Genomic DNA, 16,007 nt, shown 5'->3' on the forward strand with positions numbered 1-16,007 from the left:
CGGTGAGCACGTCCCCCAGGACGCCCTCGAATGCGGGTGTCAGAGGATCAGACCGTGCCGGGCCAGGTACTTCACCGGGTCGATGTCCGAGCCGTACCCGCGTTTGGCGCGCACCTCGAAGTGCAGGTGCGGGCCGGTGGCCCGCCCGGTGGCACCGCTGCTGCCGAGGCGGGTGCCGGCCTTGACCTTGGCACCGCGGGTGACCGAGATGCGCGAGAGGTGGCCGTAGACGACGTACCGGGAGTCGCTCATCTTGATCGTCACGGCCTTCCCGTACGACCCCGACCAGCTGGCCAGGACGACGGTGCCGGTGCCGACCGCGTAAACCGGGGTTCCCGTGGGAACGGCAAGATCCACTCCGGTGTGGTATCCCACCAGCCAGTTGCCTCGCACCCGGTAACGCATCGTCACCCGGGCTCGCTTGCGGATGGGTCTGCTCCACTTGGCCGGGGCGAGGGCGCGGTCGGTGTCACCGACCTCGACGTCGTCGGCGGCCTCCAGCAGTTTCTCGAATTCCTCGTCGTACTCGTCGCCGGCGCAGGTGCCTTGGGGCTCCTCCGCCGACGTATCAGGGGGGTTGGGGGGATCCGGGGAGTCCTCACGGAAACCGAGAACGGGACTCCCCAGAACGACTGCCGCTCCGCCCAGCCACTCACGCCGGGTGGTGCCGCGTATATTTGGCTCATCCATGCGGCCAGCGAAACATCGCTCTTTCGGCGCCGCATATTCGGCCGAGCGGTATTGGTCCCATCAGGTAGTAGTTCGGGGCCCGTCGTCCATTTGCCGCCCCGCGCTCACACCTCCGTCACGTCCCGCCAGGCCTCCGGCACCGCCTCGGCCACGTCGTGCGCCCCCACCGGCGCCCCGTGGGCCGCGAACCGTCCGGCCAGCCCGTGCAGGTACGCGGCCGTGCTGCCGGCGTCCAGGGCGCCGAGCCCCGACGCCAGCAGGGAGCCCGCCAGACCGGACAGCACGTCTCCGCTGCCGGCCGTGGCCAGCCAGGCCGTCCCGGTCGGATTGACGCGTACGGTCCCGCCGCCCGTGTCGGCGACGAGCGTGGTCGAGCCCTTGAGCAGCACGGTCGCGTCGTAGCGGGCGGCGAGTTCCCGCGCGGCGGCCAGCCGGGCCCCCTCGACCTCCTCCCGGGGCACCCCGAGGAGCGCGGCGGCCTCTCCGGCGTGCGGGGTCATGAGGGTCGGCGCGGTCCGCGCGCGTACGGCGGCCCGGTCGGCGAGCCGCAGCCCGTCCGCGTCGACGAGCACGGGCACGTCCGAGGCCAGCACCTCGCCGACCGCCGAGGCGTCGTCCCCGGCCCCCGGCCCGACCACCCAGGCCTGCACCCGCCCGGCCTGCTTCGGCCCCCGGTCGGAGACGAGGGTCTCGGGGAAGCGGGCGAGCACGGCGTCCCCGGCGGGCCCGACGTACCGCACGGCCCCCGCGCCGCCGCGCAGCGCCCCGGCCACGGCGAGCACGGCGGCCCCGGGATAGCGCGCGGATCCGGCGGCGATGCCGACGACACCGCGCCGGTACTTGTCGCTCTCTCCGGACGGCACCGGCAACAGCCGTCGTACGTCGGCGTGTTGGAGGGACTCCAGGACGGGCTCGGGGGGCAGCACAGCCCTCAGGCCGATGTCGACGAGCCGTACGGACCCGGCGTACTCGCGTGCCGGATCGACCAGCAGCCCCGGCTTGTGCGTCCCGAAGGTGACGGTGAGGTCGGCCCGCACGGCGGCCCCCCGCACCTCCCCGGTGTCGGCGTCGACCCCGCTCGGCAGATCCACGGCGACGACGGCACAGCGCGCGCTGTCGGCGACGGCGGCGAGGCGTGCCGCGTCGGGCCGCAGCCCGCCCTTCCCGCCGATCCCGACGATGCCGTCGAGGAGGAGGTCGGCGTCCCGGATCGCGGCCTCGGCATTGTCGGCGTTGACGATTCGCCCACCGGCTCGGCGCAGGGCGGCGAGCCCCCCGGCATGGGCCCGCTCGGGCGCGAGGAGCACGGCGGTGACCCCGGCCCCGCGCCGCGCGAGGCGCGCGCCCGCGTAGAGGGCGTCCCCGCCGTTGTCACCGCTGCCGACGAGCAGCACGACCCGACGGCCGTACACCCGCCCCAGCAGGTCCGCGCAGGCCGCCGCGAGCCCGGCCGCCGCCCGCTGCATGAGCGCACCCTGCGGCAACCGGGCCATCAGCTCCCGCTCGGCCGCCCTGACCGTCTCCACGCTGTACGCAGTTCGCATGGGTCCGAGTCTCCCCTTCCTTCCGTGATCCCGGCTGCCTCTCGTGGTACCCGGATATTCCGTGCCGTCGCCCGGACCGGGGGTGCAGACTCGGCGCATGGCAGACATGGGGGCGTTCCGGGACGCGGTGGGCGACTGGGCGAACGGGGGTTCCGGCGAGGCGGCGCGTGAACTGGCCCGGCGACTGGGGGTGCGGGCGGCCGTGCTGCTGGAGGGCCCGAGCGATCTGGCGGCCGTGGAGACGCTGGCGGCACGGCGAGGCCGGGACCTGGCCGCGGAGGGGGTGGCCGCGGTGTCGATGGGCGGCGCGATGAGCATCGCCCGCTTCGCCGCGGTACTCGGACCGCCGGGCCTGGACCTGCGTCTGACGGGCCTGTGCGATGTCCGCGAGGAGCCCTTCTACGAGCGTGGCCTCCAGCGGGCGGGCGCGTCCGACGCGGTGTACTTCGTGTGCGTGGCGGACCTGGAGGACGAGCTGATCCGCGCGCTGGGCACGGCGCGGGTCGAGGAGATCGTCGAGGCGGACGGCGATCTGCGCCCCTGGCAGACCTTCCTCTCCCAGCCCGCACAGCACGGCCGCCCCCGGGACCAGCAGCTGCGCCGCTTCCTGGGCACGAAGAAGGGCCGCAAGATCCGCTACGGCCATCTGCTGGTCGAGGCGTTGGACGTGGACCGGGTGCCGGCGCCGCTGGAGGAGTTGTTCGGGGCGGTGGGGGGCGGGTAGGGAGGGGCGGGTGAGGGGGTGCTGTTGTTCCGGGGGGCCGTCACCCCTCCGCGATCACCACCGCCGAGGCGACCCCCGCGTCATGGCTGAGCGACACGTGCCAGGACTGCACCCCGAGTTCGGCGGCCCGCGCGGCCACGGTCCCGGTCACCCGGAGCCGGGGCTGTCCGCTGTCCTCGACGTACACCTCGGCATCGGTCCAGTACAGCCCGGCCGGCGCCCCGAGCGCCTTGGCCAGCGCCTCCTTGGCGGCGAACCGGGCGGCGAGCGAGGCGACTCCCCGCCGCTCCCCACTGGGCAGCAGCAACTCACCGTCCACGAACAACCGCTGCGCCAGCCCCGGCGTCCGCTCCAACGACGCGGCGAACCGGTCGATCTCGGCGACGTCGATACCTACCCCGATGATGCTCATGCGGGCACTTTACGATCACGCGGGAACCGGGGGTCGGGAATGGCGCGTCCGTCGATGTGCATGATCACCATCACCGGCGTGATGCGCGGAGGAGCCTGAGATGACCGGCGGAGCCACCCGCTACCTCTACCTCGCCCGGCACGGTGAGGCGCTGACGGATGAGAGCGGGTTGACCGAGGTGGGTCGGCAGCAGGCCGTGCTGCTCGGTCGGCGGCTTCAGAGTGTCCCGCTGACGGCCGTTCACCACGGCCCGTTGCCTCGGGCAGCGCAGACCGCCCGCCTGGTCCACGAGCAGCTGACGAACGTCCCCCTGCTCGCCTCGGACGTCGCCGGCGACTACGTCCCCTACGTTCCCCCGGCCGACGAACTCCCCTCCGCATCCGCCGACTTCTACCTCCGTTTCCTCGCCGGCACCACCGACGAGGAGCGTGAGCTCGGTGCCGTGCTGGCAGACCAGGCGCTCGACCTCTTCACCGGACCGGTCGACGGCGACGAGGACCGGCACGAGCTGGTCGTCACCCACAACTTCCTCGTCGCCTGGCTCGTGCGGGACGCCCTGCACGCCCCCAAGTGGCGCTGGCTCGGCCTCAACCACGCCAACGCGGCGCTCACGGTAATCCGTTACCCGCCCGACCGGGCTCCCGCCGTCCTCGTCACCAACGACATGCGCCACCTGCCCGCCGACCTGCGCTGGACCGGCTTCCCGCCCGAGTCCCACGTCTGACGCCCTCGTTCAGGCAGCGGCCAGCTCGCACCACACGTACTTGCCCCGGTTGCCGTGCCTGGCCAACGGCTGCCACCCCCACAGATCCGCACACGCCGCGACCAATGCCAGCCCCCTCCCCTCCTCCCCCAGCACCTCCAACTCACCCGGCGGCGGCGGAGGTTCGGGATCCGCGTCCCACGCCCCGATCCGCAACACCCCCGCCGCCCACCGCACCCGCAGCGCGGCCGGACCCTTCGTATGCCGTACGGCATTGGAGACCAACTCCGCCGCGAGCAGCTCCACGGTGTCCACCAGGCGGATCAAGCCGTGCATCGTCAGGACGAGACGGAGGGTTCTGCGGGCGACCGTGACGGCTCGGAGGTCGTTGGGGATGTACAGCGTGTACTCCCAGGGGTCGGCTGAGGACATGGGTCAACTCCGGATCGGTGAGCGGGGGTTGGGTGCGGTGGCGGTGCCGCGGCCGTCATGGCAGGACGGAGCGGTGCACTTCCGCAGAGTGAGCGTTGCGTCACCGAGAGTAGGAGTAACATGTGTGTCGGAGCAAGGCGATCAGGGAAACCGACCCCGAACGAGGAGTGGTAGATGGTCCAGAGGCGCGAACCGACCGCACGGCAGATGCGCCTCGGTATCGAACTCCGAAGGCTCCGTGAAGCCGCAGGGCTGACCACCATCGAAGCCGCGGCGCTGCTGGGGGTGAACCGGGTTCAGATCACCCACATCGAATTCGGCATCAGCGGCGTGAGCGAGCAACGGGTGCGCCGCCTCGCCTCCCACTACGCCTGCACCGACCAGGAGTTCATCGATGCCCTGATCTCGATGGCCACCGACCGGACACGCGGCTGGTGGGAGGAGTACCGGGGCCTGCTGCCCACCCCCTTCCTCGACCTGTCCGAGCTGGAGCACCATGCCCGGTTCCTGCACCACGTGGCCGTCCTGTACGTGCCGGGCCTGTTGCAGACGGAGGACTACGCCCGTGCCGTCTTCTCGTCCAGGCTGCCCGAACTGCCCGATGAGGAGCTGGAGTTGCGCATCCAGCACCGAAAGGCGCGCCAGCAGATCACCATCCCGTACCAGGCGCTGATCCATGAGGCGGCCCTTCGCATCAGGGTCAAAGACCGCGCCACCTCAAAGGCACAGCTCGCACGGCTTCTCGAGCTCTCGGAAGCGGACCACGTCACCTTGCGCGCCATCCCCTTCGACCTGGACGGCTTCGTCGCTTCCAGCACGATGACGTACGCGGGCGGCGCCCTGCCCAGGCTGGACACCGTGGTGCGAGACGCGCCTCATGGTGCGGTCCTCATCGATTCCGAGGCACAACTCTCCATCTACCGCACCCGCTTCCATATGGTGGAGGCCGTATCACTCGAACCGAACGAGTCCCGCGACTTCATCCACCGGCTGGCAAAGGAGCTGTGAGCCCCCCATGGACCACTGGCAGAAGTCCTCCTACTCGGGCGAGGGCGACGGCAACGAATGCGTCGAGATATCCACCTCCCCCACCCACGTATCCATCCGCGACTCCAAAACCCCCACCCGAGCCACCCTCACCCTTCCCACCCCCGCCTTCACCACTTTCCTAGACGCCCTCAAGCGCACCCCCGAAACCCGGTAACCCCGCGTAACCCCTCCTGCTAGCCTCCGCCGTATGGGCGACAGCACCGACGACGGGCCGAGACCCCTCGTCACCGATCCCTTCGACGCCGTGCCCGCGCTCGTCCCGCTCCGGGATGCCGCGTGGGACGGGGACTGGGCGGCCGTGCGGGCGTTCTTCGAGGGGATCGCCACGGACGAAGCAGCCGGGGCCGAAAACCTCTCGCTCGCCGCCGCGCTCCTCGCCGGGGTCGAGCGGACCGAGTGGTTCCTGGAGAAGGCGGTGCAGGACCGGCCCGCCGACCCCCTCCCCCGCACGCTCCTCGCCGAGCGGTACATCCACCTCGGCTGGCGCGCCCGCGGCCGCGGCCCCGCCGAGAGCGTCTCGTGGGACGCCGCTCAGCAGTGCCACGAGCGGCTGTGCAAGGCGGAGTTGCTGCTGATCGAGGTGTGCGCGGAGCAGCCCGCGTGCGTCCCCGCGTGGACGGCCCGGCTGGGGACGGCCCGTGGGCTGGGGCTCGGGCAGTCCGAGGCGCGGCGGCGTTACGACCGGCTGGCGGAGCACCACCCGCACCACATACGCGCGCAGTCCCTCCTGCTGCGGCACCTGTGCCCCGAGGGGGACGGATCCTGGGAGGCCGCGCACGGCTTCGCCGAGGAGTGCGCGAGCGCCGCGCCGGACGCATCGCACGCCGGTGTCCTGGTCGCCGAGGCCCACCTCGCGCACTGGACCGCACTGGAGGGTGCGGAAGCCGACGAGTACCTGCGGAGCACGACCGTCCGCGACGAACTGCTCCGCGCCGCCCGCGTGTCCGTCCTGCACCCGGACCACCGCCGGGACTGGCACTGGACCGACAGCCACAGCACCTTCGCCCTGGCCTTCTCCCTCGGCGGCCATGTCGTCGACGCCGCCCCGCACTTCGCCGCCCTGGGCGACACGGTGTCGGAGTCGGTCTGGCGGAACGTGCCCGACTGGAGGACCCGGTTCACGGAGTACCGCGCGACCGCAGCTCAGGCGACGCACTGAGGGAGGGGACACCGACATGACCGCACAGGAGCACCCGACCGTCCCGGCGACCGACGGCCTCGACGCACTCGACGGCTTCGTCCGCCGCACCACCGTGCACGGCATCCCCACCCTCTTCGCCCCGAGTTCCGACCGCCGGATCACCGCCGGTCTCACCTTCCGGGTCGGCCACGCCGACGAGACCCTGCCCACCAGGGGCATCACCCACCTCGTCGAGCACCTCGCGCTGCACCACCTGGGCCTGTCCGACCTGCACTACAACGGCGCCACGGCGATCACGTACACGCTCTTCCACGTCACGGGCGACGAGGACGAGGTCGTCACGTATCTCAACGGCGTGTGCGCGGCCCTGCGTGACCTCCCGATGGGCCGGATGGAGACGGAGAAGGAGATCCTGCGCACCGAGGCGGGCGGCCGCGGCAAGGGTCCGCTGTCCCGGATGCCGCTGTGGCGTTACGGCGCCCAGGGCTACGGCCTGGGGAGCCAGGACGAGTTCGGCACCTGGAGCCTGACCGCCGACCAGGTGCGCGACTGGGCCGAGACCCGCTTCACCCGGGACAACGCCGTCCTGTTCCTCACCGCGGACCGCGTCCCGGACGGCCTGGACCTCACCCTGCCCGCCGGCCGCCGCTTCCCCACCCCGCCCGTAACCAGCACGCTCCCCGTCACCCCCGCCTGGCTGCACGGCGAGGACGGCCATGTCGTCTTCACCTCCGTCGTCCGCCGCTCCACCGCGGCCTCCGTGTTCGCCGAGGTGCTGGGCCGCGCCCTCTTCCAGGACCTGCGGCAGAAGGGCGGCTACTCGTACTCGGCGGAGGCCGACTGCTCCCCGCGCGACGCCGACTTCGCCACCGTCACCGCGTACGCCGACGCGCTGCCGCAGAAGCAGGACGCGGCGGTCGGCGGGTTCGTCGACGCGTTCGCCCGGCTGCGCGCGGGCCGCATCGAGCAGTCCGAACTGGACTCCGCGCGCGGCAAGTTGCTCAAGCGCTACGACGTCCCCGACCTGGGCGCGGCCCTGTTGCCGTCGTACGCGCTGAGCCTGCTGACCGGCCACCGGATCCTGACTCCCGATCAGTACCGGGAGGAACTGCGGGCGGTCACGGTCGAGGATCTGCGCGGGGTCGCCCGCGAGGCGTGGGACGGCGGGCTGCTCCAGGTGCCGGGCGCGGGGGCCGACTGGGCGGGTCTCACCCAGGCCCCCCACTTCTCACCGTCCGGGGTCTCCGGCACCCTGCACCCGTCCCTGGAGGACGACGACGTCACGCTGATCATCGGGGCCGCGGGCGTGACCCTGTCTACGCCGGCGGGTCTGGTCACCGTGCGGTACGACGCGTGTGCCGCGATGACCACCCGCCCCGACGGGGGCCGGTGTCTGATCGGCCTCGACGGGTTCCAGGTGATCGTGGAGCCGACCCTGTTCGGGGATGTCACGGCCGAGCGGATCGCCGTGCTGGACAAGTCCGTTCCGCCCGCCGCGATCGTCCCGTTGCCCGCACGCCCCGCGGCGGAGATCCCTCAGCCGCGCGAGGGTGCGGTCCCCCGGCCGCCCGCCGGCACCCGCAAGAGCACCGTAAGGGGCGAGTCGCTCATGACCCGGCTCCTGCGGGCCGGCCGGAGGAAGTGACGGCGTCCCGGCTCTACTCGACCGTCACCGACTTCGCCAGGTTCCGCGGCTGGTCCACCTCGTTGCCGCGGGCGGTGGCCAGCTCGCAGGCGAACACCTGCAACGGCACGGTCGCCACCAGCGGCTGGAGCAGGGTCGGGGTGGCCGGGATCCGGATCAGGTGGTCGGCGTACGGCACCACGGTCTCGTCCCCCTCCTCCGCGATGACGATGGTCCGCGCGCCCCTGGCCCGGATCTCCTGGATGTTCGACACGATCTTGTCGTGGAGCACCGACCGCCCCCGCGGCGACGGCACCACGACCACGACCGGCAGGTCCTCCTCGATCAGCGCGATCGGCCCGTGCTTCAGCTCGCCCGCCGCGAAGCCCTCGGCGTGCATGTAGGCGAGTTCCTTGAGCTTGAGCGCGCCTTCGAGGGCCACCGGGTAGCCGACGTGCCGTCCGAGGAACAGCACGGTGTTCTTGTCCGCCAGCGACCGCGCCAGCGCCCGTACCGGCTCCATGGTCTCCAGCACCCGCTCGACCTCGCCGGAGATGTGCGACAGGTCCCGGATCACGGCGGAGATCTCGTCGCCCCACTTGGTCCCGCGTACCTGGCCGAGGTACAGCGCGACCAGGTAGCACGCCACGAGCTGGGTCAGGAACGCCTTCGTGGACGCCACGGCGACCTCGGGCCCGGCGTGCGTGTACAGCACGGCGTCGGACTCCCGGGGGATCGTGGACCCGTTGGTGTTGCAGATCGCCAGCACCTTGGAACCCTGCTCACGGGCGTGCCGCAGCGCCATGAGGGTGTCCATGGTCTCCCCGGACTGGGAGATGGCGATGACGAGGGACCGGGAGTCCAGGATCGGGTCCCGGTAGCGGAACTCGCTGGCCAGCTCCACCTCGCAGGGGATACGGGTCCAGTGCTCGATGGCGTACTTGGCGATGAGGCCCGCGTGGAAGGCGGTACCGCAGGCGACGATGACGACCTTGTCCACCTCCCGCAGCTCGGCGGTGGGGATCCGCACCTCGTCCAGGCTCAGCGAGCCGGCCGCGTCGATCCGGCCCAGCAGGGTGTCGGCGACCGCCTTGGGCTGCTCGGCGATCTCCTTGAGCATGAAGTAGTCGTAGCCGCCCTTCTCGGCGGCGGAGGCGTCCCAGTCGACGTGGTAGGAGCGGACGTCGGCGGGCCGCCCGTCGAACCCGGTGACGGTCACGCCGTCCCGCCGCAGCTCCACGACCTGGTCCTGCCCCAGCTCGATCGCCGACCGCGTGTGCGCGATGAAGGCGGCGACATCGGAGGCAAGAAAGGCCTCCCCCTCGCCGACCCCGACGACGAGCGGGGAGTTCCGCCGCGCGCCGACGACCACGTCCGGCTCGTCGGCGTGCACCGCGACCAGCGTGAACGCGCCCTCCAGCCGTCGGCACACCAGCCGCATGGCCTCGGCGAGGTCGGCGGTGGCGGAGAACTCCTCGGCGAGCAGATGCGCGACGACCTCGGTGTCCGTCTCGGAGGCGAGGGTGTGCCCCCGTTCCTCCAGCTCGGTCCGCAGCGCGGCGAAGTTCTCGATGATCCCGTTGTGGACGACGGACACCCGGCCGGCGTTGTCCAGATGCGGATGCGCGTTGGCGTCCGTGGGCCCGCCGTGCGTCGCCCACCGCGTGTGCCCGATCCCGGTGGGCCCCGACGGCAACGGCCGATCGACCAGCTCCTTCTCCAGATTCACCAGCTTCCCGGCCTTCTTGGCCGCGGCCAGCCCCCCGTCCGCCAGCACGGCGACCCCCGCCGAGTCGTACCCCCGGTACTCCAGTCTCTTCAGCCCGGCCATCACGACATCGAGCGCCGACTGCGCCCCCACGTATCCCACGATTCCGCACATGCGGGGCAGCCTAGGGGGCGGAGGGCGACGGGACACGGCACTTGGTGCCCGGTTTCGGATATTGCGGCCGGGGGCGCAATCCAGCCAACTTTGCCGTCCGGGGCCTCGTACGCGCACAGGTAATCCACGGGAGCACCACAGAACACTCCAGTGCGCAGTGGAACCCGCATCGGCACACAGCCGCCCGAAGGCCACCGACGACTTCGCGCCACCGTCGATCCGCTGGCCGAAAGTTCTTGCCGGAACCACCCATCAGCTGCCTAAAGTGGCGCGCGCTTGACTGGGCCATGACCAGCCTGTCGGCGCCCATTTCACGCCAGCGACCGGGGGAACAGCGTCGCCGCCACGGGGGTCGCGCAGGCATGGCCGCAGAGCCTGCGCACGCGAGTCCGCCCTGGCCGATTCGCGGATTTCCCCCCGACAGGGGGTACACATGCGCCTCAGACCCAGTCCGCCCACGAGAACGGGACGGATCGCCGTCCGGGCGACCGCCCGGCTCCTCCCGCCCGTACTCGCCACCGCGCTCCTCGTCGGCATAGCCGTCGGTTCGGGTCCTGTCGTCCAGGACATCGGACGGGACGCCACCCCCGCGAGTGACAGCTATCCCTGGTACCAGGACACCGCCGCCGAGCAGCTCCGGCAGGACCAGTGCCTGATGACCGACGTCCTGCGCCTCGGCGGGACCTCCATGGCCGCCACCGCCCAGGACGCGCTCAACCAGCCGCAGGACAGGCTGCACACCCTGGCCGACCGGGCCCACTGGGAGCAGACGCCGCTGGCGACGGCGTACCAGAAGGACCGCGACTCCTCGGCCCGGGAACTCGACTCCATCAACGCCCTCCGGGACGCCTGGAAGGTGCCCGTCGAGGGACTGACCACCCCGGCCGGATTCACCGAGACCGGTTTCCACTGGCCGCCCGGCACCAACAACGACGGACAGCAGAGCTTCTACGGCCAGACCGGCCTGACCAAGTGGATCTCCGACCGGTTCTGGCAGGACGACGACGACTTCTACAAGGACGCGACGCCCAGCGCCGACGGCAAGACACTCAACGCCGTCGACGCCCTGGGCACCCCGCTCTACGGCACGGCTCCGGACCCGAGCCTGCCGACAGGCGAATGGAACCGCGCCCTCGCCGAACGCAGCGCCTTCGAGTGGATGCACGGCGGTCCGGGGACCAACGCGGGTGCCGACGACGCCCGGATCTTCCTGGAGTCCGGCGGCTTCCCCCGGACCGCCCCCGCGTCCGACAGCGCCGAGTACCGGATCGCCGTCGAGAACCTCAAGTCCCGTTTCGCGGGTTGCGCCTGGCGTGACCCGCTCGACCCGAACGGCGTGCTCTCCGACGCCACCGCCACCGCGGCCGCCGAGTGGCAGCAGGAGATCGCCTCCCAGGCCACCCAGCGCAACCAGATCCTGACTGCCAACAAGGACACCGTCGCGGCCCTCGCCGCCGGTTCCAAGGCGCTCGGCGACCTGCTCGGCCAGTCCTGGGCCGCCGACCGCCTCACCCGCTGGCAGGACTACTGGTCCGACGGCGGCGTCGGCTGGATCGGTGACGCGCCGACAACCATCGGAGTCACCGGCAAGTCGGGCCTGTGCCTCGACGCGGCGGGCGGCGGCACGGCCAACGGCACGGTCGTCCAGATCTACACCTGCAACGGCGCGGCCGGACAGCAGTGGCGGGTCGAGGGCGACGACAAGGGCCTGCACCTGCGCAACGTCAAGTCCCTCAAGTGCCTGGACGTGGCCGGCAACAACTCCGCGAACGGCACGAAGATCCAGCTGCTGACGTGCAGCGGCTCCCCGGCGCAGACCTGGGAGTACAACGTCCGCGCCGCCACCCCGCTGAAGAACGTCGGCACCGGAAAGTGCCTGGACCTCGCGACCTACGACAGCGGCCAGGACACCCGGCTGTGGACCTGCTCCGGCGGGACCCCGCAGAAGGTCACGGTCAAGCCGTCCGGGCACACCGGGACCGTGCCGCCTGCCGCCCAGTTCACCAAGGCCAAGGCCAACATCGCCAAGGCGCAGGCCGCCGCGGCGAACAAGCTCGCCGCCGTGAAGAGCCAGCTCGCCGCCGCACAGAAGGCGGCCACCGCCTCCGACACCGCAGAGCAGGCCGCGTACACGATCGCGGACGGTCAGGGTGCGCCCCGGGGCCGTGGACTGCTCGTAGGACAGCAGAAGGCGCAGGTCACCAAGGGTGCCGTCGCCGCCCTCACGGCGATGGTGAAGGCCGGCGAGACCGCCGAGGCGGCCACGCGGGCCGCCGCCGCGGACAGCGCGACCATCACCCAGCGGGCGCTCGCGCAGGCCGCGCAGGTCAAGGCGGAGTTCCGCAAGGAGGCCGCCGCCAAGGCCGAACTCCAGGCGAAGGCCGCCGCCGACGCGGCCAAGGTCCACCGCGACAACGCCAAGAAGGACAAGGAGACCGCGGAGGCCAAGCTCACCGAGGCCCTGAACGCGGAGGGCGACGCCAAGGCAGCCGCCGCCGAGGCGCACGCCCGACGTCTCGCGGCCGAGGCCGAGGAAGCCACCGCGAAGAAGGAGAAGGAGACCGCCGAGGCCAGGCAGGCGGAGGCGAACCAGTACAAGCAGACCGCCCAGAGCGAGGCATCGAAGGCGAACGACGCCAAGGACAGGGCCGAGTCCGCCGAGCGGACCGCCCAGAGCAGGCGGGACGACGCGGTCGGGGCCCGCGACAAGGCCAAGGCCAAGCGGGACGACGCCTGGGACGCCGAGCAGAAGGCCGACGCGGCCCGCGCCAAGGCCGACGCCAAGGGCGCCTACGCCGACTCGCTGGACTCCGGCGACGCGGCTACCGCCGCCCGGGCCGCCGCCGACGAGGCGGACCGGCAGGCGGACGCCGCCGAGACGGCCGCGGCCAACGCCCGCTCCGCCGCCGACGCCGCCACGCGTGCCGCCGCCGAGGCGGACGCGGCCGCCACCCGTGCCGAGGCCGCCGCCAAGCGGGCGCGCGCCGACTCGGACGCCGCCCAGGCCGCCAAGCTGAAGGCCGACGCCGCCGTACGCACCGCGACCGCGGCGGTTGCCGACGCCGTGAAGGCCGCCGCACACGCCGCCGAGGAGGCGAAGACGGCCGTCAAGCTGGCCGACGAGGCGGAGGCGCACGCCAAGGAGGCCAGGTCTCACGCGAACGAGGCCCTCAAGGAGGCCGCGAACGCCCGTGTCGCCGCGGCCAGGTCCCTCGGCTTCGCCCACGTCACCGCCCAGGCGGCCGTGGACGCGGCGAAGTCCGCCGAACAGGTCGCGGCCCCCGCGAACGACGCGATCCAGCTGGGCTCGCCCTATGTCACCACCGACGCGGCGGCCTCCCTGGTCGTCCTGAGCGGGCAGGCCTCGAAGACCATCGCCGAGCAGCAGCAGGCGGTGGCCGACGCCCACGCGAAGAACGCGCAGGAGGAGGCCGCCGCCGCCCAGGTCATCGCCGACCAGGCGTCGGCCGACGCGAAGGAGGCCCTCCAGCACGCGGCCAAGGCCGCCGGCTACGCGCGGGACGCCCGCGGCTACGCCAAGGAGGCGCTGGGCTACGCGGCCGACGCGGCGGAAGCGGCCGCCAAGGCCACCCAGTCGCTGGCCCGCACGACCGAGTACGACCGCCAGGCCACCGAGGACGCGGCAGCCGCCGACGCGGCAGCCGGCCGCGCCGAGGGCTACGCCTCCGCCGCCCGAGCGGCGGCCGACCAGGCCGCCCTGGACGCGGCGGCGGCACGCGCGGCCGCGACGGAGGCCGAACAGGCGGCCAAGGACGCCCGAGCCGCAGCCGACCGCGCGGACGCGGCGGCGACGGAGGCGGAGGAGGCGGCCAAGGACGCGGACAGGTACGCCGACGAAGCTCAGGCCGCAGCCGACCGGACCGAGCGACAGGGCCACGCGGACCAGATCGAGGCGGGAACCGTCCCCGACGAGACCGGCGCGCTCATCGGCGGCATGTTCTACACCGTCGACCACATCGAGAAGGTCGGCGATCCGGAGGTCGTGAAGAAGACGGGCGGCTGTGACGGCTGGATCGACAAGCTCGCCTACAAGGGCGACTGCACGATCACCTCGAAGATCCGGTTCAAGGCGGTCCTCGACCTGTACATGTGCACGGCGCAGGACATGGACCCGCAGCGGTACATGTGCCCCACCGGTGCGACGGTCTACCTCGGCGAATACCCGACCAAGGAACTCTCCACCGAGGTCACGCACACCATCACGATCGCCGAGTACCAGGAGAACATCGACCCGATCGACATCCTCTTCGGCAGCTGGATCAACTGCATCAAGAAGGTCACCCCCGGCATCTCGGGGGGCAACTGGACCGGCTGCGCCTGGGCGGCCGTGGACGTCGCCAGCCTCTTCGCGGGCAAGATCCTCCGTCCCATCGCGGACGCGGTCAGGGCGGTGGACGCGGCCGCGCGGACCGGTATCGGCTTCACCGAGGCCTACCAGGCCCTCCGTACCCTCGGCCTGGCCGAGGACGTGGCCCTCTCGATCGGGGTCAAGGGACTCGATGAATTCGTCGAGACCTGCGTCAAGGTCCGAACCCCCCTGCTCTCACGAGCGGCCACGGCCGCCGAGGGATGCCCCACGGGGATCGTGCGCTACAACAGCGACGACCTCAGCCGCCGGGCGTACCAGTTCAGGAAGGACTCCGGATTCTACGAGGGGGACCACAACGTCGCTGTCGCGATGGTGGAGGGCTGGAAGGGCCAGAAGGTCGGCTACGTGTACGCCAGCAGCGGCTTCAACGGTCACTCGGAGACGCAGATCCTTGACATGCTGAGAGCGGAGAAGGTCGACTTCAGCAAGATCAAGGGGTTGTACACGGAACGCAAGCCCTGCCCCGTCTGCGCCTCGGAGTTGGACGACGCCCTCCCGCCGGGCACACCCGTCAGTTGGTCGGTCCCCTACCACCCCGACTACGCGGAAGCGGCACGGGAGCTGCTGGACCAGTACGTCAGGCGGGCCGACGGCAGGGGGCTGGCACGTTCCAAGACAGAAGGTCAGCGGGCTGCGGAGGAAGATGCACATGAGTGAACCCGAATCCGGCCTGCCTCCCCAAGTTCCTCCGGGAGTCGTCGCCAAGCGCAGCACACTGGCTGACAAGGTGTGCCGTGAACTGGCCCGCGCCGGATTTCCCGTTCACCGGAGCGACCTCGGCGACGGTCCCCACGGACAGCCAGGGGCAAAGGTGTACGCGACACGCCATGTGGATGGCGGGGTGTACGTGGACTGGAACACCGACGCCGAACTGAGCACCGCCGCTCTCGACCTGTTCGCGGAGGAAATCGACTACTCGAATCCGCCTTCGGTCGTCCGCCACCACACCACCGTGGTCAGGACCATGCGCGAGGCCCTTGTCGGCATCCTCACCTCAGCGGGGTTCCAGGTCGAGGTACCGGACGGCCACACCCATGGAAGTCTGGTCCGGGTCACGGGCTCCCAGCCCTGATCCGACCGGCGGGCCCTCGCCGAAGCCGAGCTGTACCGGCTTCGGCGAGGGCCCGCCGCGCATGACGGGAGACCGATGTCTCCGGCGGCGCGCTCCTCGACGGCGTCCGGAACCGATCTGCCGCACTGGCACGATGGTCATGCCGCCGGACTGCCGACGATCCTGCCGAACGAGGCCTATCGCAGACACCCCCCGGGGTACTTCCCGGCCGAGGCGATCACGGTTCCGCCCGCGGCCCTCACGGGACGGGCGATCGCGCAGGTCGTCGCCCCCGGCCGGAGCCCGCCCGCGCCCGGTCACCCCTGGTTCCCGTACCCGCCCCGACCCGTCGGCGACCGGTCAC

General features: G+C 71.9%; 13 protein-coding genes. 8 read left to right on the forward strand and 5 right to left on the reverse strand.

Features of this window, described 5'->3' with window-relative positions:
* Nucleotides 1–39: 39 nt before the first annotated feature.
* Nucleotides 40–690: a M23 family metallopeptidase gene (locus H295_RS0112885; RefSeq protein WP_020135775.1), complete on the reverse strand. Its 651-nt coding sequence runs from the start codon at nucleotides 688–690 to the stop codon at nucleotides 40–42.
* 104 nt (nucleotides 691–794) lie between these two features.
* Complete coding sequence (locus tag H295_RS0112890) at nucleotides 795–2,234, reverse strand: NAD(P)H-hydrate dehydratase (RefSeq protein WP_106960832.1); 1,440 nt, start codon at nucleotides 2,232–2,234, stop codon at nucleotides 795–797.
* 97 nt (nucleotides 2,235–2,331) lie between these two features.
* Between H295_RS0112890 and H295_RS0112895 the strand changes: the two genes are divergently transcribed.
* Entirely contained in the window at nucleotides 2,332–2,958 is a 627-nt protein-coding gene (locus H295_RS0112895; RefSeq protein WP_028809310.1) for a TOPRIM nucleotidyl transferase/hydrolase domain-containing protein, read from the forward strand.
* A gap of 40 nt (nucleotides 2,959–2,998) precedes the next feature.
* Here H295_RS0112895 and H295_RS0112900 read toward each other — a convergent pair whose 3' ends face one another.
* Nucleotides 2,999–3,370: a holo-ACP synthase gene (locus tag H295_RS0112900; RefSeq protein WP_020135778.1), complete on the reverse strand. Its 372-nt coding sequence runs from the start codon at nucleotides 3,368–3,370 to the stop codon at nucleotides 2,999–3,001.
* Nucleotides 3,371–3,470: 100 nt separating this feature from the next.
* Here H295_RS0112900 and H295_RS0112905 point away from each other — a divergent pair, with 100 nt between their 5' ends.
* Entirely contained in the window at nucleotides 3,471–4,094 is a 624-nt protein-coding gene (locus H295_RS0112905) for a histidine phosphatase family protein (RefSeq protein ID WP_020135779.1), read from the forward strand.
* Between the two features lie 9 nt (nucleotides 4,095–4,103).
* Here the strand turns inward: H295_RS0112905 and H295_RS0112910 are convergent, their stop codons facing one another.
* The gene (locus H295_RS0112910) at nucleotides 4,104–4,505 is read right to left on the reverse strand and encodes an ATP-binding protein (RefSeq protein ID WP_020135780.1); all 402 of its coding nucleotides are present in this window, start codon (nucleotides 4,503–4,505) and stop codon (nucleotides 4,104–4,106) included.
* Nucleotides 4,506–4,679: 174 nt separating this feature from the next.
* Here H295_RS0112910 and H295_RS0112915 point away from each other — a divergent pair, with 174 nt between their 5' ends.
* The 4 genes from H295_RS0112915 to H295_RS0112930 are packed head-to-tail and all read left to right on the forward strand — an operon-like array spanning nucleotide 4,680 to nucleotide 8,341.
* Nucleotides 4,680–5,513: a helix-turn-helix domain-containing protein gene (locus H295_RS0112915; protein WP_020135781.1), complete on the forward strand. Its 834-nt coding sequence runs from the start codon at nucleotides 4,680–4,682 to the stop codon at nucleotides 5,511–5,513.
* A 7-nt stretch (nucleotides 5,514–5,520) separates the two neighbouring features.
* The gene (locus tag H295_RS0112920; RefSeq protein WP_020135782.1) at nucleotides 5,521–5,709 is read left to right on the forward strand and encodes a DUF397 domain-containing protein; all 189 of its coding nucleotides are present in this window, start codon (nucleotides 5,521–5,523) and stop codon (nucleotides 5,707–5,709) included.
* A 33-nt stretch (nucleotides 5,710–5,742) separates the two neighbouring features.
* Nucleotides 5,743–6,714 carry a hypothetical protein gene (locus tag H295_RS0112925; RefSeq protein ID WP_020135783.1) on the forward strand — a complete coding sequence of 324 codons (972 nt, stop codon included), beginning with the start codon at nucleotides 5,743–5,745 and terminating at the stop codon, nucleotides 6,712–6,714.
* A gap of 16 nt (nucleotides 6,715–6,730) precedes the next feature.
* Nucleotides 6,731–8,341: a M16 family metallopeptidase gene (locus H295_RS0112930; RefSeq protein WP_020135784.1), complete on the forward strand. Its 1,611-nt coding sequence runs from the start codon at nucleotides 6,731–6,733 to the stop codon at nucleotides 8,339–8,341.
* A gap of 13 nt (nucleotides 8,342–8,354) precedes the next feature.
* Here the strand turns inward: H295_RS0112930 and glmS are convergent, their stop codons facing one another.
* Nucleotides 8,355–10,202: a glutamine--fructose-6-phosphate transaminase (isomerizing) gene (glmS, locus tag H295_RS0112935; protein ID WP_078616639.1), complete on the reverse strand. Its 1,848-nt coding sequence runs from the start codon at nucleotides 10,200–10,202 to the stop codon at nucleotides 8,355–8,357.
* A 433-nt stretch (nucleotides 10,203–10,635) separates the two neighbouring features.
* On the opposite strand from glmS, the gene H295_RS0112940 reads away from it, so the two are divergent.
* The gene (locus tag H295_RS0112940; protein WP_020135786.1) at nucleotides 10,636–15,249 is read left to right on the forward strand and encodes an RICIN domain-containing protein; all 4,614 of its coding nucleotides are present in this window, start codon (nucleotides 10,636–10,638) and stop codon (nucleotides 15,247–15,249) included.
* The gene (locus H295_RS0112945) at nucleotides 15,242–15,664 is read left to right on the forward strand and encodes a hypothetical protein (protein ID WP_028809311.1); all 423 of its coding nucleotides are present in this window, start codon (nucleotides 15,242–15,244) and stop codon (nucleotides 15,662–15,664) included. Before H295_RS0112940 ends, H295_RS0112945 begins: the two co-directional genes overlap by 8 nt.
* The last annotated feature ends 343 nt before the right edge of the window (nucleotides 15,665–16,007 follow it).

It is taken from the genome of Streptomyces sp. 351MFTsu5.1 (genome assembly GCF_000383655.1).
GTDB lineage: Bacteria > Actinomycetota > Actinomycetes > Streptomycetales > Streptomycetaceae > Streptomyces > Streptomyces griseorubiginosus.